The 19,473-nt window shown below is 46.4% G+C and carries 15 protein-coding genes; 10 read left to right on the forward strand and 5 right to left on the reverse strand.

Annotated elements, in window-relative coordinates; all coding sequences use genetic code 11:
* The first annotated feature begins 109 nt into the window (after nt 1-109).
* Both ppc and L1D11_RS10120 read left to right on the forward strand, forming a co-directional pair.
* Complete coding sequence (ppc, locus tag L1D11_RS10115; protein WP_239834111.1) at nt 110-2,746, forward strand: phosphoenolpyruvate carboxylase; 2,637 nt, start codon at nt 110-112, stop codon at nt 2,744-2,746.
* Between the two features lie 349 nt (nt 2,747-3,095).
* A complete protein-coding gene (locus L1D11_RS10120; RefSeq protein WP_239831677.1) occupies nt 3,096-3,635 on the forward strand; it encodes a PadR family transcriptional regulator in 540 nt (179 codons plus the stop codon).
* Nucleotides 3,636-3,818: 183 nt separating this feature from the next.
* Here the strand turns inward: L1D11_RS10120 and metF are convergent, their stop codons facing one another.
* From metF to L1D11_RS10135, 3 genes are all read right to left on the reverse strand, one after another.
* The gene (gene metF / locus L1D11_RS10125; protein WP_004737146.1) at nt 3,819-4,718 is read right to left on the reverse strand and encodes a methylenetetrahydrofolate reductase; all 900 of its coding nucleotides are present in this window, start codon (nt 4,716-4,718) and stop codon (nt 3,819-3,821) included.
* Nucleotides 4,719-4,994: 276 nt separating this feature from the next.
* On the reverse strand, nt 4,995-7,406 hold the full coding sequence (locus L1D11_RS10130; protein WP_239831679.1) for a bifunctional aspartate kinase/homoserine dehydrogenase II: 2,412 nt from the start codon (nt 7,404-7,406) through the stop codon (nt 4,995-4,997).
* A 2-nt stretch (nt 7,407-7,408) separates the two neighbouring features.
* A complete protein-coding gene (locus L1D11_RS10135) occupies nt 7,409-8,590 on the reverse strand; it encodes an O-succinylhomoserine (thiol)-lyase (RefSeq protein ID WP_239831680.1) in 1,182 nt (393 codons plus the stop codon).
* A 207-nt stretch (nt 8,591-8,797) separates the two neighbouring features.
* Between L1D11_RS10135 and metJ the strand changes: the two genes are divergently transcribed.
* Nucleotides 8,798-9,118 carry a met regulon transcriptional regulator MetJ gene (metJ, locus tag L1D11_RS10140; protein WP_004415993.1) on the forward strand — a complete coding sequence of 107 codons (321 nt, stop codon included), beginning with the start codon at nt 8,798-8,800 and terminating at the stop codon, nt 9,116-9,118.
* Between the two features lie 143 nt (nt 9,119-9,261).
* On the opposite strand, the gene L1D11_RS10145 is transcribed toward metJ, so the two are convergent.
* Both L1D11_RS10145 and rpmE read right to left on the reverse strand, forming a co-directional pair.
* Complete coding sequence (locus L1D11_RS10145; protein WP_239831681.1) at nt 9,262-10,551, reverse strand: malic enzyme-like NAD(P)-binding protein; 1,290 nt, start codon at nt 10,549-10,551, stop codon at nt 9,262-9,264.
* A gap of 346 nt (nt 10,552-10,897) precedes the next feature.
* Complete coding sequence (gene rpmE / locus L1D11_RS10150; RefSeq protein WP_004737142.1) at nt 10,898-11,116, reverse strand: 50S ribosomal protein L31; 219 nt, start codon at nt 11,114-11,116, stop codon at nt 10,898-10,900.
* A 330-nt stretch (nt 11,117-11,446) separates the two neighbouring features.
* Here rpmE and priA point away from each other — a divergent pair, with 330 nt between their 5' ends.
* The 7 genes from priA (at nt 11,447) to rraA (ending at nt 19,415) form a co-directional block, all read left to right on the forward strand.
* Nucleotides 11,447-13,648 carry a primosomal protein N' gene (gene priA, locus L1D11_RS10155; protein WP_239831682.1) on the forward strand — a complete coding sequence of 734 codons (2,202 nt, stop codon included), beginning with the start codon at nt 11,447-11,449 and terminating at the stop codon, nt 13,646-13,648.
* Nucleotides 13,649-13,888: 240 nt separating this feature from the next.
* On the forward strand, nt 13,889-14,893 hold the full coding sequence (cytR, locus tag L1D11_RS10160; RefSeq protein ID WP_239831683.1) for a DNA-binding transcriptional regulator CytR: 1,005 nt from the start codon (nt 13,889-13,891) through the stop codon (nt 14,891-14,893).
* Between the two features lie 122 nt (nt 14,894-15,015).
* Nucleotides 15,016-15,555 carry a cell division protein FtsN gene (gene ftsN, locus L1D11_RS10165; RefSeq protein ID WP_239831684.1) on the forward strand — a complete coding sequence of 180 codons (540 nt, stop codon included), beginning with the start codon at nt 15,016-15,018 and terminating at the stop codon, nt 15,553-15,555.
* Nucleotides 15,556-15,770: 215 nt separating this feature from the next.
* Nucleotides 15,771-16,319: an ATP-dependent protease subunit HslV gene (gene hslV / locus L1D11_RS10170; protein WP_239831685.1), complete on the forward strand. Its 549-nt coding sequence runs from the start codon at nt 15,771-15,773 to the stop codon at nt 16,317-16,319.
* 56 nt (nt 16,320-16,375) lie between these two features.
* On the forward strand, nt 16,376-17,716 hold the full coding sequence (gene hslU, locus L1D11_RS10175) for an HslU--HslV peptidase ATPase subunit (protein WP_239831686.1): 1,341 nt from the start codon (nt 16,376-16,378) through the stop codon (nt 17,714-17,716).
* 189 nt (nt 17,717-17,905) lie between these two features.
* Nucleotides 17,906-18,823 (forward strand): 1,4-dihydroxy-2-naphthoate polyprenyltransferase, encoded by a 918-nt coding sequence (locus L1D11_RS10180; protein WP_102424373.1) that lies wholly within the window; start codon nt 17,906-17,908, stop codon nt 18,821-18,823.
* Between the two features lie 73 nt (nt 18,824-18,896).
* The gene (gene rraA / locus L1D11_RS10185; RefSeq protein WP_239831687.1) at nt 18,897-19,415 is read left to right on the forward strand and encodes a ribonuclease E activity regulator RraA; all 519 of its coding nucleotides are present in this window, start codon (nt 18,897-18,899) and stop codon (nt 19,413-19,415) included.
* The last annotated feature ends 58 nt before the right edge of the window (nt 19,416-19,473 follow it).

The raw sequence follows: 19,473 nt of genomic DNA on the forward strand, positions 1-19,473 counted from the left end.
AAAACTAATAATTGCAAACTTAGAATGCTTTATTTGACTAGATACAGCAGTTTTCGCTAGATTGTGTACTTAACAAGGAACAATGGATGTAATTTTTTTACGAGGCAGGATGACAATGAACGAGAAATACGCCGCTCTCAAGAGTAACGTAAGCATGCTGGGACGCTTGCTAGGTAACACAATCCAAGATGCACATGGTGACGTTATCTTAGAGAAAGTGGAAACTATCCGTAAACTTTCCAAATCCGCCCGCGCAGGCAACAAAGCTGACCGTGACAGCCTAGTTGAAGAAATCAAAAACCTGCCGAACGAACAACTGACCCCTGTTGCTCGTGCATTTAACCAATTTCTCAACCTCACTAATATGGCAGAGCAGTACCACACCATTTCTCGCCACTGTGAGGAGCATGTTTGTGAACCAGACGTGCTGCAATCTCTATTTTCCAAATTAAATCAGAATGACATCAGCAAGCTAGACGCGGCTCAAGCCGTCCGCGACCTGAACATTGAACTCGTTCTGACTGCACACCCAACAGAAATCACTCGCCGCACTATGATCAACAAGCTTGTTAAGATCAACGAGTGTCTGTCTAAATTAGAATTAAGCGACCTATCACACAAAGAGCGAGTGAAAACAGAACGTCGCCTAGAGCAACTTATCGCTCAAGGTTGGCACTCTGATGTGATTCGTCAGCAACGCCCAACGCCACTTGACGAAGCGAAATGGGGCTTTGCGGTTGTAGAAAACTCGCTTTGGGAAGCCGTTCCTGACTTCCTACGCGACATGGATGGCCGACTAAAAGGCTACCTTGGTGAAGGCTTGCCTATTGATGCGCGCCCAGTACATTTCTCATCTTGGATGGGTGGTGACCGCGATGGTAACCCATTCGTAACGCACACCATCACCAAAGAAGTCCTACGTCTATCTCGCTGGAAAGCCGCTGACCTTTATTTAGGTGACGTAAACGAACTGATTACCGAACTGTCGATGACTAAGTGTAATGATGCCGTTCGTGAATTGGCTGGTGACGAACACGAAGCTTACCGTGCAATCTTGAAGAGCCTACGCACTCTGCTAAACAACACGCTAGAAGTGCTAGATGCAAAGCTGCATGACACAGAAGTACCTAAGAAAGAAACACTACAGAACATCGACCAACTTTGGACGCCGCTGTACGCGTGTTACCAGTCGCTACACGAATGTGGCATGGGCGTAATCGCAGACGGTTCTCTACTTGATACTTTGCGCCGCCTAAAAGCGTTCGGTGTACATCTAGTTCGTCTCGATGTTCGTCAAGAAAGTACCCGTCACTCAGATGTACTGTCTGAACTGACTCGCTACCTAGGCATTGGCGATTACGACCAATGGAGCGAGCAAGACAAGATTGCTTTCTTAACCAATGAATTAAGCTCTAAGCGTCCGCTACTTCCTCGCGATTGGGAGCCATCGGAACAGGTTAAAGAGGTTTTAGACACCTGTAAGGTCATTGCAGCTCAACCTCGTGAAGCCTTCGGTGCTTACGTAATTTCAATGGCTCGCACTGCATCAGATGTACTGGCTGTTCACTTGCTACTGCAAGAATGTGGCTGCCCGTACCGCATGGACGTGTGTCCACTGTTCGAAACCCTGGACGACTTGAACAACTCAGAAGCGGTGATGAAGCAGCTAATGAGCATCGACCTATACCGTGGCTTCATACAAAACCACCAAATGGTAATGATCGGCTACTCAGACTCAGCGAAAGATGCGGGCGTAATGTCTGCAGGTTGGGCGCAGTATGATGCGATGGACAAGCTGGTTAAGGTTTGTGAAGAAGAAGGCATTGAGCTGACACTATTCCACGGTCGTGGCGGTACGGTTGGTCGCGGTGGTGCGCCAGCACACGCTGCACTGCTTTCTCAGCCACCTAAGAGCTTGAAAGGCGGCCTGCGTGTAACTGAGCAAGGTGAAATGATCCGCTTTAAGCTTGGCTTGCCAGATGTTGCGGTAAACAGCTTCAACCTGTACGCAAGTGCGATTCTAGAAGCGAACCTTCTGCCGCCACCAGAGCCAAAACAAGAGTGGCGCGACTTAATGGAAGTGCTATCTCAAGTCTCTTGTGAAGCTTACCGCAACGTGGTTCGTGGTGAAGAGAAGTTTGTTCCTTACTTCCGTCAAGCAACACCAGAGCTAGAGCTAGGTAAACTGCCTCTAGGTTCTCGCCCTGCTAAACGTAACCCGAACGGCGGCGTAGAAAGCCTACGTGCAATTCCATGGATCTTCTCTTGGAGCCAAAACCGCTTGGTACTTCCTGCATGGTTAGGCGCTGGTGAAGCGATCCAGTACTCAGTAGACCAAGGCCACCAAGCCCTACTGGAAGAAATGTGTCGCGAATGGCCATTCTTCTCTACTCGCTTAGGTATGTTGGAAATGGTGTACTCGAAGTGCAACATGGAGATCGCTAAGTACTACGACCAACGTCTTGTTGACGAAGAGCTATTGCCTCTGGGTGAGTTACTGCGTGAACAGCTGCAAAAAGACATCAAAACCGTACTAAATGTAGAGAACAACGAGAACCTGATGCAGAGCGACCCTTGGGGGCTTGAGTCAATTCGCCTTCGTAACATCTACGTAGAGCCATTGAACATGCTTCAAGCTGAGCTGCTGTACCGTACTCGTAAGTGCGAAACACCACCAGCAGAGTTAGAAGAAGCGCTAATGGTGACCATTGCAGGCATTGCTGCAGGCATGCGAAACACCGGTTAATTAGTGATTCACACTACAAACTAGACAAAAGGTCGCCATGTGCGACCTTTTTATTTCAAAAAAATAACCATAATGAGTTTTTTGTCAGTTTTTTGGGTTATTTTACCCATGTATTCTACTTTATGCTTATTATTTAGATATAATACTGCTCCGCTGCGGAAACACTCAATAATCATAATCTGCAGTACTTTGACCAATAAACTGGTCGACCTAGGTGATAAACGGCTTTGTAAGGTGACATAACCAACCCATGAGTTGGTACAACTTAAACATAACCAATATAACGTGCCACTAGAAGCACACTTGATGTTTAAGTATTTGTTTACTGTTTACCATTTGGATTTCAGACATGTCATTACCACACGTAATTTTAACCGTTCTAAGTACACGCGACGCTACTGGTTACGATATCACAAAAGAATTCTCTGCAAGCATCGGTTACTTCTGGAAAGCTAGCCATCAACAAGTTTACCGCGAGCTAAATAAAATGGCTCAGAACGAACAGGTAACTTGCGTGCTTGAACCTCAAGAAGGCAAACCTGATCGTAAAGTTTACTCTATCACCGATGCTGGCCGCAGTGCTCTAGGTGAATGGTTTGAACAGCCGACTGCACACCCAACTGTTCGTGACGAGTTCTCAGCTAAGCTAATGGCTTGCGCTGTACAACCTTCTGACGCGTACCGTGTACAACTTTCTGAACTTGTAGAAGAATCTCGCAAATTGGTTTCTCATTACCGTGAAATCGAAGCGGCTTACTACTTAACACCAGCAACGCTAGACAAGCAAGCTCGTCTTGAGCGTCTAACACTTCGTCGCAACCTACTTATCCGTGAAGCATGGATTGTATGGGCTGAAGAAGTACTGCTTGAACTTGGCGCTCTTGCTTAAGTTAAGCTAGAAACTAGAAACTAGAAACTAGAAACTAGAAACTAGAAACTAGAAACTAGAAACTAGAAACTAGAAAAGTAAAAGGCTTGAACTCCAAGAGTCCAAGCCTTTTTTGTATCTGTAGGATTTGAATTTTACAGCGATGTTTTTACAAGAGCTTAGGCTTTACTTCTTGGTTTTTACTTAAAGCGCAGCAACCTGTGGGCGTACACCTAACGTATGGCACAGTGCGTAGGTCATTTCTGCACGGTTTAGGGTATAGAAGTGGAAGTCTTTCACACCTTCACGACTCAGTGTACGAACCATATCAATCGCTTGGCTAGCACCAACAAGCTGACGAGTGGTTGGATCATCATCCAAACCTTCAAATTGCTTCGCCATCCAACCCGGTACTTTCACGTTATTCATCGCAGCAAAGCGAGACGCTTGCTTGAAGTTAGAGACCGGTAAGATACCCGGTACAATCTCAACATCAACGCCAGCCGCTACACAACGGTCACGGAAACGTAGGTAGCTTTCCACATCAAAGAAAAACTGGGTAATAGCTCGGTTAGCACCGGCATCTACTTTGCGTTTTAGGTTGATAAGATCCGATTGAGCGCTTTTTGCTTCAGGGTGAACTTCAGGGAATGCCGCCACTGAGATATCAAAGTCGTGGCGAGATTTCAGTAGCTCAACTAAGTCAGATGCGTACATTTCTGGTGCACCACCGCCTGGTGGAATATCACCACGCAGCGCAACGATACTTTCAATACCATTTGCCCAGTAGTCGTCAGCAATTTGGATTAGCTCTTCACGGCTCGCATCAATACACGTTAGGTGCGGTGCAGCAACAAGACCGGTTTGGTTTTTGATCTCTTTAATGATTGAGTGGGTACGGTCACGCTCACCTGAGTTTGCACCGTAGGTCACTGAAACAAATTTTGGTTGCAGCGTTTTAAGACGGTGAACAGAATTCCACAGAGTCTCTTCCATCTTTTCACTGCTTGGCGGAAAAAACTCAAATGACACATTGATGTTGTCAGAAAGCTCAGCGATGTTCTGATTTAAAGCGTCGATATGACTAGCGTGTGTGTATCCCATCTTACTCTCCCTGTGGCAAAAGCAACCACTAAAATCTCAAACCCTCAAACGACGTTTAGACGTCTATATGTCCACAGAATGTATTGAATACGATTTAATGTCAACAGATCCATTATGAATTTTTCTCAAGTAGATCGTGAGCAAAACTCAAGTCGTTAGATTCGTCGCAAAGCAGAAATAAGGAAGAGAAAAGGCCGAGAAACACATCGTGCTTTCAGCCTTATTTATCTTAGTGAATAGTATGCTATTTACGTTTCATAGCAAATGATCTGAGTATTAGAACAAGCTCGACATTCGGTTCAAATCAGACTGAATTGCGCCAGCCGTTACTTCACGTCCAGCGCCTGGGCCACGAATAACCAATGGGTTATCTTTGTACCATTTGCTCTCAATCGCAAAGATGTTGTCGCAAGGCAGCAAGTTCGCCAGAGCGTGCTCTTTCGATAACGCTTCAACACCCACCGTTGCTTTGCCGTTCTTTTCTAAACGCGCGACGTAACGTAGTACCTTTTGCTGAGAATGCGCTTTCTCCAAACGCTCCGCCAACTCTTCACTCAGAACAGAGGCTTTATCAAAGAAGTCATCCACCGATAGGTCTTGCAGCTCTTCCGGGACCAGTGATTCCACTTTTACGTTTTCAGGTTCAATATCTAAACCCGACTCACGAGCCAGAATTACCAATTTACGCATCACATCGGAACCGTCGAGGTCAGCACGAGGGTCTGGTTCTGTAAGGCCTTGTTGCCATGCTAAATCCACCAGCTCGCTGAAAGGTACCGTGCCATCAAACTGTTGGAATAACCAAGACAACGTGCCAGAGAAGATACCCGACAACGCAATAATGTCATCGCCACTTTCACGCAGGTCACGTACCGTGTGGTTAATCGGTAAACCGGCACCAACAGTCGCGTTGTACAACCAATGACGACTGATCTTAGCAAATGCATCTTGTACCTGATGGTAATACTCGCTTGATGCGGAACCTGCCACCTTGTTCGCCGAGATCAAGTGAATGCCTTGCTGAGCAATCTGCAGATACTTTTCTGCAAGTGCTTGGCTCGCAGTCACATCGAGTACAACTGCTTCGTCGTATCCCTGAATAGATCCCAAACGCTCTAGCCAGTCGTTACCATTGTTAGCAATGGCTTCGTCATCAAAGCGCTCACCGACAGAGGTTGTATCGATGCCTTGGTCGTCGAACCAATAGGTTTGGCTATCCACCACGGCAACCAATTCAAAATTCATTCCGCGGCGCTTTTCAAGTTCAGCCTTTTGCTCTGCAAACAGACTCAGCCAGCTTGAACCAATGTTACCCTTGCCACACAAAGCAATCGCAACACGCTTCTGCGCTTGGAATAGTTGAGAGTGAATGCCCTTCACTAAGCTTGATGTTTCACTCTTACGGATCACCGCCACTAAGCTCAGGCCAGAGTTCGCTTCTGAGATGAACTCAACCGATGAACTCTTTAATTGCTGATAAAAACCGTAGCAGTGGTTCGGGTTCTTCGTCACACCCGCACCAACGGCAGCAATCAGAGAGAAGCCTTCTTTCAGCTTAATCTCAGCGTCAATTGCGTGATCTTGTAGATATTCCAGAGCACCACCCGCAATCTCTTCTGTGTAAGCAAGACGCAAACAGTGTTGATCAGGTTCTAGCTCATAAGCCAGCGGCTCTAGTTGAGCACGCTTAAGCCCTTCAAGCACTTCACTTTCTATACGGTCGAAATCATGTCCGTGGCCAAAGGTCAGTTGCACGATAAGCACTTCATCTAGAGAAGTAATGATTTTTGCACCGCGACCTGATGCCAGAACACGCTCAATCTGAGTTGAACCTGACTCTGGCTGGTAGCTGCAACGTAAGCTAAGGTCCATCGCACTTTGTGCGACAGGTTGTAACGTGCGGCTATGAAGCACAGGGGCGGCTAGACGAGCGAGTTCACTGGCTTCATCAAGGCGAAGCAGAGGCAATAGACACGCATCCGACACCAAACGTGGGTCAGCACTGTATACGCCAGCTACGTCACTCCAAATGGTTACGCGATCCACTTCAGCTAAAGCGCCAATCACAGTTGCTGAATAGTCTGAACCGTTGCGACCAAGCAATACGGTTTCACCATCGCTGTTTTGTGCCATAAAGCCGGTAATCACCACACGACAATGGGCATGCTGCGCTAATGCCTCTTTAATCAGAGGGTAAGAACGTGCACGATCCACTTCTGGCTGAGCGCCCACCTCTGCACGTAAGTAAGCACGAGCATCTTGCGCGACGGCTCGTAAATCATGTTGGCACAACAAAGCAGCTAACAGACGTGAAGACCAAACCTCACCATGTCCAAGCACTTTTGCTTTTTGAGATTCGCTTAAAGGAGCTGTTAGCTCACCCAAAGCGGTAAACTCTTGTTGAATGGTGTCCGTAAGTTGTGCAGCAGATTCCCCCTCAAGCAGTGCTTCAATCAGTTCAAGCTGGAACTGACGAAGTGCTTGTAGGCATTCATGAGCAATACGACCATCTTTATCAAGCGCTTCTACAAACTCAATCAAACGGTTAGTGGTTTTGCCTGCTGCCGACACAACCACTAAGTCTGTTGCTGATGAATACTCTCTAAGAATGTTCACCACACGCAGGTAACACTCAGGGTCAGCTAAACTGCTACCACCAAATTTATGTAGCTGGCGAAAGGTTGCCATTATTACCCCTCCCCTTCAGCGATAAAGCGTTGTGTCTTTTCAAACGCATGATTGAGGTCATCAATCAGGTCCTCTGCATCTTCAAGGCCAACAGAAAGACGCAGCAACTGTTGAGAAACGCCCGCTTCTGCCAGCGCTTCTTCACCCATCGCACGATGAGTCATCGACGCAGGGTGACAAATCAGGCTCTCTACACCGCCAAGTGATTCCGCTAAAGAGAACAGCTCTAACTCGCCAACAAAGTATTTGAGTGCCTCGAATGAAGCTGCAAACTCAAAGCTCAACATTGATCCAAAGCCTGACTGTTGCTTCTTCGCGATCTTGTGACCTGGATGTTCAGGAAGGCTTGGGTGATAAATCGCACCGACAAGATCTTGCTGTTGCAGCGCAGTCAAAATTTCACGCGAACTCTCTTCGTGAACGCGCATACGCGCACCTAGCGTGCGAATACCACGTAGCGTCATGTAACTATCAAATGGAGTACCGGTCGCACCAATACAGTTGCCCCACCATGCTAGCTCTTCAGCATGCTCTTCTGTTTTAGTGATCACCACACCACCAATAACATCCGAGTGGCCGTTGATGTATTTGGTCGTTGAGTGGATAACAAAGTCAGCCCCCAGCTCTAAAGGCTTTTGGAACACAGGAGTCAAAAACGTGTTGTCGACAGCAACTAGCGCACCTACACCTTTCGCCTTGCGGCAGGTTTCTGCAATATCAACCACGCGAACCAACGGGTTTGATGGTGTCTCCAATAAGATCAACTTTGGCTTAAGTGCGATCGCCGCATCTAATGCCTTTTGATCCGATTGATCAACAAACAGAACTTTGAAGTCACCTTTAAGAGAGCGAGTGTTAAACAGACGGTAAGTACCACCGTAGCAGTCGTGTGGTGCAACGATCAGATCATCGCTACCTAAGAAAGCTGAAACCCATAAGTTCAGTGCAGAAGTACCACAGTTAGTGACTACCGCGCCTTTGCCCGATTCAAGCTCAAACAGTGCTGTTTCTAATAAACCACGGTTTGGGTTACCAGAACGGGTATAATCATACTTTGGCACTTCACCAAAAGCGGGAAACCCATAGTTAGTCGAAAGATAAATAGGTGGGACAACGGCATGGTGTTGTGTGTCTGACTCGATACCAGTACGTACTGCGATTGTTGCTGGCTTCCGGCTGCTCATAGGTGCTTCCTTACAAGTTTGCGTCTGAGAGTCACAGCTGCTTGTCGGCATTTTGCGGCTGTGTTAGATATATGTTATTCACTTTACTTTCATAAATGTGAGACGTCAACACTTCTAGACGTCTACATGTCTTTGCTTATGGCGGTAAATCCCGCTAAAATCACCACTATTAATTTAATATAACAACTAAAGTGATGAAGGTACGCAATGGCCGACTGGAATGGTGAATACATAAGCCCATATGCTGAGCATGGAAAGAAAAGCGAACAAGTAAAGAAGATTACAGTTTCTATCCCTTTAAAAGTGCTAAAGGTGCTTACTGACGAGCGTACTCGCCGCCAGATCAACAACCTGCGCCACGCAACAAATAGTGAGCTACTGTGTGAAGCTTTTCTACATGCCTACACAGGCCAACCACTGCCAACGGATGAAGACCTTCGTAAAGACCGCCCAGATGATATTCCTGCAGAAGTGAAAAAGCTGATGACAGAGATGGGTATCGAGTTCGAAGCGTTTGACGAAGAATAACAATAACTCAGTCACTGCCTTCAATATTGATTCGCTTTAGCTGAATGTTCACATTACTGATTCGTCTTTTTAGTGTTCTGTGAATAAAAGATATAAAAAAACCGACTCCTGATGAGTCGGTTTTTTGTTATTTTGTTTAGCTTCTATGCCATGTAGTTAGCAGGCATTTCGATACGTGCAACGCCAGATTCAACGGCCGCTTCTGCTACTGCTTTCGCTACGCGAGGAAGTAGACGTGGATCCATTGGCTTAGGAATGATGTAACCCTTACCGAACTCAAGTGACGTCTCACCCGCTGCTTTTAGTACTTCCACAGGTACTTCTTCTTTCGCTAGGTCACGAATCGCTTTTACTGCCGCTAGTTTCATCTCGTCATTGATTTCGCTTGCACGCACATCAAGTGCACCACGGAAAATGAATGGGAAACAAAGTACGTTGTTTACTTGGTTAGGGTAATCACTGCGTCCTGTACCCATAATAAGGTCAGAACGAACTTCGTGAGCAAGCTCTGGCTTGATCTCTGGATCTGGGTTTGAACATGCAAACACAACTGGCTTATCAGCCATCAGCGTTAGTGCTTCTGCTGGTAGCAGGTTAGGACCTGATACGCCCAAGAATAGGTCAGCACCTTCGATAACATCTTCAAGCGTACGCTTATCTGTGTTGTTTGCGAATAGCTCTTTGTATTCGTTCAGATCATCACGACGAGTGTGGATCACACCTTTACGGTCAAGCATGTAGATTTTCTCACGCTGAGCGCCACACTTAATAAGTAGTTCCATACAAGCAACCGCTGCGGCGCCAGCACCTAAACAAACGATCTTACATTCTTCTAGCTTCTTACCTTGAAGCTCAATCGCGTTCAGCATACCTGCTGCTGTTACGATCGCTGTACCATGTTGGTCATCGTGGAATACAGGCACATCACAACGCTCAATCAGACGACGTTCAATCTCGAAACAGTCTGGTGCTTTGATGTCTTCTAGGTTAATACCGCCGAATGTATCTGCGATGTTCGCAACCGTATCGACAAACTCATCGATTGTGCGGTGTTTTACTTCAATATCGATAGAATCTAAACCAGCGAAACGCTTAAACAGTAGCGCTTTACCTTCCATAACCGGTTTAGAAGCAATTGGACCAAGGTTACCTAGGCCAAGAATCGCTGTACCGTTAGAGATAACTGCAACCATGTTGCCTTTACCTGTGTACTTGTAAACGTTATCTACATTCTGTGCGATCTCACGAACTGGCTCAGCCACGCCTGGGCTGTATGCAAGTGCTAGGTCTTCTGCAGAGTTTGCAGGCTTCGTCAGCTCAATGGCAATTTTGCCTGGAACTGGGAACTCATGATAATCAAGAGCTTGCTGACGGAATTGTTCTTGAGGTGATAATTCTTGAGAGGATTGATCTTGGCGGCTGTCTTCAGACATAGGTGTAGGTTCCTAGGATATTATTATTAGGGGGATCTTGTTCATGTTAATGGATGTACTTCAAAGTTCCTAGTTGGTAAAGGCCTCTGTCTCATTAAAAAACGAGATTTCACTACTAATAAGACCAGTGAGCAGTTGAAATTACTATCGCTTGTTGAACTTTCGAGCGGATTTGCAGTGATGAGTAATAAGCTAAGAATTACCCTTCAATATTGAGGTAAGCCGCTTAATACGGAAGAGAATGAAAGCTTGAAGTGAAAGCTTGAAGTGAAAGCTTGTGTTTTCTCGAATTTCAGGCAACAAAAAAGGACACCGAAGTGTCCTTTTTATGTCTAAATAGCGAGAATTACTTCTTGCTAGAAAGAGCACCGAAACGCTTGTTGAAGCGATCAACACGGCCGCCTGTATCTACGATACGTTGCTTACCAGTGTAGAACGGGTGACATTTGTCACATACGTCTAGGTGGATTGATTCTTTTGCTAGCGTTGAGTTGAACTCAAAAGTGTTGCCGCAAGAACAAGTAGCAGTAACTGCTTTGTATTCTGGGTGGATTCCAGCTTTCATGGGATAACCTCAAGTAGGCCGTGTCGCTATACGATTCTAAGCCGCACACCACACGTAGTTTAAAAAAGAAATAAAGACACCGCTTATCACTAAAGCGCGATCAAGCCATACCTTTAAGGCGCAGTATAGTAATGAATCTGTGAGGTAGGATCAACTGATTTGATACATTTTTCGCCAATATTGATATTATTTTCTTCATCAGTTGAAATTCTTTGGCAGCAGCGACTTTCAGGTACTCACTTCCCCTTGTCAGCTAAACTGTTTCTCGAATTTGAGCGCCTTATCCTTTAGACTGTTCGCTCTCGTCAACTCAGATAAAGCCGTCCCTTTATGCGTCCAATGATTGCCCGTGTGGCGCTGCCTGTTCCACTCGACAAGCAGTTCGATTACAAGATTCCAAGCCTCCTATTTCCGATTATTGGTGGTCGAGTCTCTGTGCCTTTTGGACGACAAACCTTAACTGGGATTGTCACGGCTCTGGTTAACGAATCAGAATTCGAGCTAGACAAGCTCAAACCCATTAAAGCGTTATTAGACAATCAGCCTGTTTGGCCGGAATCTGTCTATTCACTATTAATGTGGTGCAGTCAGTTTTATCATTACCCTCTTGGCGAAACCTTTGCTAACGCCCTTCCAAGCGCTCTAAGAAAAGGTAAAGCCGCCGACTTCGCGACGCTGGTTGAGTGGCAGTTAACGCCATCAGGTAAAGACCAACTGATGCAAGGCTTTGGCCGTGCGGTCAAGCAAGCCAAAGTGATGCACATGCTTGAGCACGGACCGGTTCCCCATCAAGAGTTCATTGATGAAGAAGTTGGCAGCGCCGTACTCAAGGCGCTAGAAGAGAAAGGTTGGATTGAATCGGTAGAGAAAAAGCCAAAGCGTCAGCCGTGGCCAGTTGAACTTGAGAACGACCAAGACAAACCTAAGATCAATGCTGAACAAGCCATCGCGATCGCAACAGTAAATAGCCAGACCGACTTTGGTTGTTTTTTATTAGAGGGAGTCACTGGCTCAGGTAAGACCGAGGTTTACCTGAATATGATTAAGCCGATCCTCGACCAAGGTAAACAAGCGTTAGTGTTAGTGCCTGAGATTGGCCTAACCCCTCAAACCATTAACCGCTTTAAGCGACGCTTTAATGTGCCTGTTGAAGTTATCCACTCAGGTTTAAACGATTCTGAGCGACTGAATGCTTGGTTATCAGCGCGTGATAAAATAGCGGGTATCGTGATTGGTACTCGCTCGGCTCTGTTCACGCCGTTTGCTGACCTAGGCATTATCATTGTCGATGAAGAACACGACGCATCTTATAAACAACAAGATAGCCTGCGCTACCACGCTCGCGATGTGGCCATTATGCGTGCTCATAAAGCGCAGATTCCGGTTGTGTTAGGCTCGGCGACTCCGGCCTTTGAAACTCTGCACAACGCTCAGATCGGCAAATACAGTTATCTCACCCTTACTTCACGCGCAGGTAGCGCATTGCCAACCACCAATAAGGTGTTGGATGTTAAGGGTGAATATTTAGAAAGTGGCTTGTCTGCGTCGTTGATTGCAGAGATGCAAAGGCACCTCAAAGCAGGCAACCAAGTGATGCTGTTTCTCAATCGTCGTGGATTCTCTCCCGCATTGATGTGTCACGATTGTGGCTGGACAGCCGAATGTAAACGTTGTGACGCTTACTACACCTATCACCAATACAGCAACGAAATGCGCTGCCACCATTGTGGCTCGCAGCAGCATCTTGTGCATAACTGCCAAGGCTGTGGGTCTGCGAACCTAGTGACGGTAGGTGTGGGTACCGAACAACTTGAAGCGCAACTTGGCCAACTATTCCCTGAATACAAAACTATTCGTATTGACCGCGACAGCACCCGCCGCAAAGGCAGTTTAGAAAGTGCGTTAGAGTCGATTAGAAAGGGGGAATACCAAATTCTTATAGGCACGCAGATGCTTGCTAAAGGTCACCACTTCCCGGACGTGACACTTGTGGCGCTATTGGATGTCGATGGCTCTTTATATAGCAGTGATTTTCGAGCGTCTGAACGTCTTGCCCAGCTATTCATCCAAGTAGCAGGGCGCGCAGGTCGTGCAAGCAAGCCCGGTGAGGTGATATTACAAACTCATCATCCAGAACACGGGTTGCTGCAAGCCTTGCTGCACAAAGACTATAACCACTTTGCTCAGACAGCACTGGCAGAGCGAAAACAGGCAATGTTACCGCCTTATACCTTTATGACGCTGTTTAGAGCAGAAGCCAATGACACGCGCTTGGTGGAAGAGTTCTTGCGTCAAGTTCGTCACACGTTGGAATCGCATCCACTGTTTGACCAATATTGCATGGTGCTAGGGCCAACCCCTGCCCCATTAGCAAAACGAGCAGGCAAATCGCGCTGGCAGTTAATCTTACAGACTCAAACTCGCTCGTTAATGCAGAAGCTATTAATGAGCGCTAAGCCGGCAATTAATATGTTACCGGCCGCGAAAAAAGTTCGTTGGTCACTCGACATAGAGCCACAAGATCTGAGCTAAACCCCTCCGGGTTAAAACTAATGATAAATTTGTTCACAAATATTTCATATTTCTCGTGAGCAACTTCACACTAGTCATGTGATTTTTGTTAATCTAGCCGTAACTTTACGCGGATTAAACGAATAAAATATTGCAATAAAAAAAGTGTTAGCAACACTTTCATAATATCTATTCGATTACATTTATTATTCACGCCTTAGATGCTTAGGCGACAAAGGAACTTAAAAGAGGGTTTAATTTATGGCGACAATGAAGGATGTTGCCCAGCTAGCAGGCGTCTCAACAGCCACAGTATCACGTGCATTGATGAACCCTGAGAAAGTCTCAGTTTCGACTCGTAAACGAGTGGAAACAGCAGTACTTGAAGCTGGATACTCACCCAATACATTAGCTAGAAATTTACGTCGCAACGAATCAAAAACCATCATCACAATCGTTCCTGATATCTGTGACCCGTATTTTGCAGAAATCATTCGTGGTATCGAAGATGCTGCTGTCGAAAATGATTACCTCGTCCTACTGGGTGATAGCGGCCAACAGAAAAAACGCGAGTCTTCGTTTGTTAACTTAGTTTTCACCAAACAAGCAGACGGCATGCTGCTACTAGGCACCGACCACCCGTTCGATGTCAGCAAGTCTGAACAAAAGAACCTGCCTCCGATGGTAATGGCGTGTGAGTTTGCCCCTGAGCTTGAACTTCCTACCGTACACATCGATAACCTGACCTCTGCATTTGAAGCAGTGAACTACCTAGCTCAGTTAGGCCATAAGCGTATCGCTCAAATATCAGGGCCAGTATCGGCAACGCTGTGTAAGTTCCGCCAACAAGGCTATCAACAAGCGCTGCGTCGTGCTGGAGTATCAATGAACCCTGCCTATAGTACAGTCGGCGACTTTACCTTTGAAGCCGGAGCTCAAGCGGTTCGTCAACTGTTAGCACTACCAGAGCAGCCAACCGCTATTTTCTGTCACAACGATGCGATGGCCATTGGCGCGATTCAAGAAGCGAAGAAGCTGGGCTTACGCGTTCCTCAAGACCTATCGATTGTCGGCTTCGATGACATCCAATTCGCTCAATACTGCGATCCACCGCTCACCACCATTTCTCAGCCTCGTTATGAGATTGGACACCAAGCGATGTTGATGATGCTTGATCTACTGAAAGGCAAGGATGTGCAAGCAGGTTCGCGTCTACTTGAAGCTAAATTAGTGGTTCGAGGCAGTACAGCACCACCTCGAATGTGAGCCTAAACAATACCCTTACAAATCTGCGGCACATTTTGATGTGCCGCTTCCATTTCTGCACTATTATCCTCGCGCAATCTGGATTACCATGAGGGCAGAATCAGCAACTATTGAATTGTCTTGTGGCTAATAGAGATTATGTAAAGCGCGGTCGTGGTACGAAAAAGCCGACCAAAAAACAAGTCCCTCACCGTAAACCATGGCGTAGTGGTCTTTTGGCGTTCCTCCTTGTTGGCGGGTTTGGTTACGGACTTTACCTATTAAATAATGATCCTGAGCCACCAGCACCGGCTCCAGTCGTCAGCAAACCCAAACCTAAGCCAAAACCAGCCAGAGTGATTCCGCCGCCTCCAGAAGAAAAGTGGGACTACGTTGAAACACTGCCAAGTCGCGAAATTGAAGTAAAAGCCAAAGAGCAAGAGATCTCGAAGATCCCTTACATCATGCAATGTGGCGCCTACAAAACTTCAGCTCAGGCAGAAGCACGTAAGTTGGATATCGCCTTCCAAGGTATCTCGAGTGAAATCCGTAAGAAAGATGGCAGCAGCTGGTACCGCGTGGTACTCGGACCATACAAACTTAAGCGTGATGCAGAGCGAGACCGCCATAAGCTGCAGCGTGCTAAAATCGAGCCTTGCGCTATCTGGAAAGATACCGAGTAGTTTTAAATTTAGCGGCTGTCTTAGTAAAAGCCGAAAACCAAACACCGAAAGCCTCCCACTGTGGAGGTTTTCTTCCCCCCCTCCGTTCAGCCAAATTTCCTTACAACTTCCACCGATAAGTTGTGCGACATCACTCACTCTTCCTTGAATTATCCGAGCACCATCCTCATATACTTTTTATACCCAAAGATAAGAAATATTAAGAGGCCCTACTCGTGACTACCATTGTATCTGTACGTCGTAATAATAAAGTCGTCATCGCGGGTGATGGACAAGTATCTCTAGGCAACACTGTAATGAAGGGCAATGCCCGTAAAGTGCGTCGCCTATACAATGACAAAGTACTGGCTGGTTTTGCTGGCGGTACCGCTGATGCTTTCACGCTATTCGAAAAATTTGAAAGCAAGCTGCACATGCACCAAGGCCATCTGACCAAAGCTGCCGTTGAGCTAGCGAAGGATTGGCGTAGTGACCGTGCTCTACGTAAATTAGAAGCACTACTAGCGGTAGCTGACGAAACCGCTTCACTGATCATCACAGGTAACGGTGATGTTGTTCAACCAGAGAACGACCTAATCGCTATCGGTTCAGGCGGTAACTTCGCTCAAGCAGCGGCTACGGCACTATTAGAAAATACTGATTTAGATGCACGTGAAATCGCAGAAAAGTCGCTGAATATTGCTGGCGATATCTGTGTATTCACCAACCATCACCACACTGTTGAAGAACTAGAAAGCACCGTTGAGCTGCCAAAGCCAGAGTAACAAACGCTTCTACCCAAAACTTGTATCAACAGTGATTAAAGAATTAAGGAAAAACCATGTCTGAGATGACTCCTCGAGAAATTGTTCACGAACTCAATCGCCACATTATCGGCCAAGACAACGCTAAGCGTTCAGTAGCTATCGCACTGCGTAACCGCTGGCGTCGTATGCAGCTTGAAGAGAGCCTGCGTGTTGAAGTATCGCCTAAGAACATCCTGATGATCGGTCCAACTGGTGTTGGTAAAACAGAGATTGCTCGCCGTCTAGCGAAGCTAGCAAATGCACCGTTCATCAAAGTAGAAGCAACCAAGTTCACTGAAGTTGGCTACGTTGGTAAAGAAGTTGAGACCATCATCCGCGACCTAACGGATGTTGCGATCAAGATGACGCACCAACAAGCGATGGAAAAAGTAAAATACCGCGCAGAAGAACAAGCTGAAGAGCGCATCCTTGACGCCCTACTACCACCAGCACGCGATGCTTGGGGTCATAACCAGCAATCAAGCGAAGATTCTACTTCTTCAAACACTCGCCAAATCTTCCGCAAAAAACTACGTGAAGGTAAGCTAGACGACAAAGAGATCGAAGTCGATGTAGCAGCACCACAAATGGGCGTTGAAATCATGTCACCTCCAGGCATGGAAGAGATGACGAACCAGCTACAAGGCATGTTCCAAAACCTAGCTGGCGACACCAAGAAAAAGCGTAAGATGAAAATCAAAGACGCATTCAAAGCCCTAACTGAAGAAGAAGCCGCTAAACTTGTGAACCAGGAAGAGCTGAAAGAGAACGCGATCTTCAACGCTGAAAACAACGGTATCGTATTCATCGATGAGATCGACAAAATCTGTAAGCGTGGCGACAGCTCAGGCCCAGACGTATCTCGTGAAGGTGTTCAGCGTGACCTACTGCCTCTTATCGAGGGTAGCACAGTATCGACTAAGCACGGCATGGTGAAAACGGACCACATCCTATTCATCACATCAGGTGCATTCCAAGTGGCTAAGCCATCAGACCTGATCCCTGAACTACAAGGTCGTCTACCAATTCGTGTTGAGCTTGAAGCGCTTTCAGCGAATGACTTCAAACGCATTCTAACTGAGCCAAAAGCGTCGCTGACAGAGCAATACATAGCCCTAATGAAGACAGAAGATGTGAACATTGAGTTTACTGAAGACGGCATCAACCAGATCGCTGATGCAGCATGGCGCGTAAACGAAACCACTGAGAACATCGGTGCACGTCGTCTACATACTGTAATGGAGCGTTTGATGGATGAGATTTCATTCGATGCAACAGACAAAGCTGGTAGCACGCTAGTGATCGATGAAGCTTACGTGAACTCGAAACTTGGTGAATTCGTTGAAGACGAAGACCTAAGCCGCTTCATCCTGTAGCACACGAAACTCCAACTTATTGCTCTATCTCAAAGAAATAGCAGCTAATAAGCGAATTCAAGGCCCACTTTCGAGTGGGCTTTTTATTACCTGAAAAATGGGCGTATACTCAAATCATCGCATGAAACCAATACTTACAATATAGGCGCCCAGCTAATCAAGGTGTCCTTACAACGAAATAGACTTACGATGAAACAATCTCTAATGATTTGGCTTGATGCCGCACGACCAAAAACTCTGCCTCTCGCACTCGTCTCTATTCTTACAGGAAGTAGTTTAGCGTTCGCCAATGGTCAGTTCTCTTTATCGATCGCTCTGTTGGCTTTTTTAACCGCCACCCTATTACAGATTTTGTCGAACCTGGCGAATGACTACGGTGATGCAGTAAAAGGCACAGACAACGAAAATCGCTTAGGTCCAATGCGCGCCATGCAATCCGGTGCGGTGACAGCTCAAACCATGAAGCAAGCAATCATTCTCAACATCGTGTTTACTATGATTGCTGGACTGATTTTGATTTTCCATGCCTTAACGTCAATTGAGAGCATTCTGTCTTTCATCGCGTTAGGCGTACTAGCTATTGTTGCCGCTATCGCTTACACCGTGGGTAATAAGCCTTATGGTTATATCGGCCTTGGTGACTTATCAGTGTTTATCTTCTTTGGCTTGTTAGGCGTTTCAGGTACTTACTTCCTACATACTGGTCATGTTGAACCCAGCCTCTTCCTTCCTGCATTAGGCTGTGGATTGATGGCGGTTGCAGTACTCAATATCAACAATATGCGTGATATCGAAAACGACAGTGAATGTGGTAAACGCACCATGGCGGTTCGCTTGGGGCAACGTAAAGCTAAGCAATACCATTTTGCCCTGCTTGGTTGTGCACTTGTCTCTTTCGCGATTTACCTATTGATTCAAGAAAAACCCGTTTGGATCAGCCTGCCGTTTTTACTCAGTATTATTATTGTCTACAAACATGGTAAAGCGGTTTGGGAAACAGAAAAACCAGCTCAAATTGCACCTATGATGCCTGTTATCGTGAAATGCTCGCTGGTCACTAACCTATTGTTTGCAGGGGTTGTCGTAGCTCAAACTCTATTGAGTTAATTGAGACTAATCATTGCAAAGGGATCAAGCACCGATATACTCAAAGTAAGCTCATTGTTCAAAAGGTATACTAATGGAATACAACACTTCAGCACTGTGCGACATATATTTGGATCAAGTTGATGTCGTGGAGCCAATGTTCAGCAACTTTGGTGGACGAGCCTCTTTCGCAGGACAGATCACGACATTAAAGTGCTTTGAAGACAACGCTTTGATTCGCTCGGTACTAGAGCAAGACGGCCTAGGGCGTGTGTTGTTAATCGATGGTGGTGGTTCACTGCGTAAAGCGCTGTTCGATGCCGAGATGGCCCTACTTGCCGAAGACAATGAGTGGGAAGGTATTGTGGTGTATGGCTGCGTTCGCGAAGTCGATGAGCTGGAAGACATGAACCTAGGCATTCAAGCTCTGGCTTCCATTCCCGTTGGAGCAAGCCAAGATGGTGTCGGTGAGTTAGATGTACCCGTTAACTTTGGCAGCGTAACCTTCTTACCGGAAGATTACCTCTACGCCGACAATACGGGCATTATTCTTTCGGCTGAGCCTTTGGATGTTGAACTTGATCTCGATGCTGATGAAGAAGATGTCGAGTAATTCTTGCTCTTCAAAAGTCACCCACAATAACCTAGAACACAAACAGAAACGCCCGCTA

Source organism: Vibrio sp. Isolate32 (assembly GCF_022397955.1).
Classification (GTDB): Bacteria; Pseudomonadota; Gammaproteobacteria; order Enterobacterales; family Vibrionaceae; genus Vibrio.

Coding starts and splice junctions, on each gene's coding strand:
- ppc (WP_239834111.1), top strand. CDS start 110: ATGACAATGAACGAGAAATACGCCGCTCTCAAGAGTAACGTAAGCATG.
- hslU (WP_239831686.1), top strand. CDS start 16,376: ATGTCTGAGATGACTCCTCGAGAAATTGTTCACGAACTCAATCGCCAC.
- rpmE (WP_004737142.1), bottom strand. CDS start 11,116: ATGAAAGCTGGAATCCACCCAGAATACAAAGCAGTTACTGCTACTTGT.
- L1D11_RS10135 (WP_239831680.1), bottom strand. CDS start 8,590: ATGAGCAGCCGGAAGCCAGCAACAATCGCAGTACGTACTGGTATCGAG.
- L1D11_RS10145 (WP_239831681.1), bottom strand. CDS start 10,551: ATGTCTGAAGACAGCCGCCAAGATCAATCCTCTCAAGAATTATCACCT.
- rraA (WP_239831687.1), top strand. CDS start 18,897: ATGGAATACAACACTTCAGCACTGTGCGACATATATTTGGATCAAGTT.
- metF (WP_004737146.1), bottom strand. CDS start 4,718: ATGGGATACACACACGCTAGTCATATCGACGCTTTAAATCAGAACATC.
- priA (WP_239831682.1), top strand. CDS start 11,447: ATGCGTCCAATGATTGCCCGTGTGGCGCTGCCTGTTCCACTCGACAAG.
- metJ (WP_004415993.1), top strand. CDS start 8,798: ATGGCCGACTGGAATGGTGAATACATAAGCCCATATGCTGAGCATGGA.
- L1D11_RS10130 (WP_239831679.1), bottom strand. CDS start 7,406: ATGGCAACCTTTCGCCAGCTACATAAATTTGGTGGTAGCAGTTTAGCT.
- L1D11_RS10120 (WP_239831677.1), top strand. CDS start 3,096: ATGTCATTACCACACGTAATTTTAACCGTTCTAAGTACACGCGACGCT.
- cytR (WP_239831683.1), top strand. CDS start 13,889: ATGGCGACAATGAAGGATGTTGCCCAGCTAGCAGGCGTCTCAACAGCC.
- L1D11_RS10180 (WP_102424373.1), top strand. CDS start 17,906: ATGAAACAATCTCTAATGATTTGGCTTGATGCCGCACGACCAAAAACT.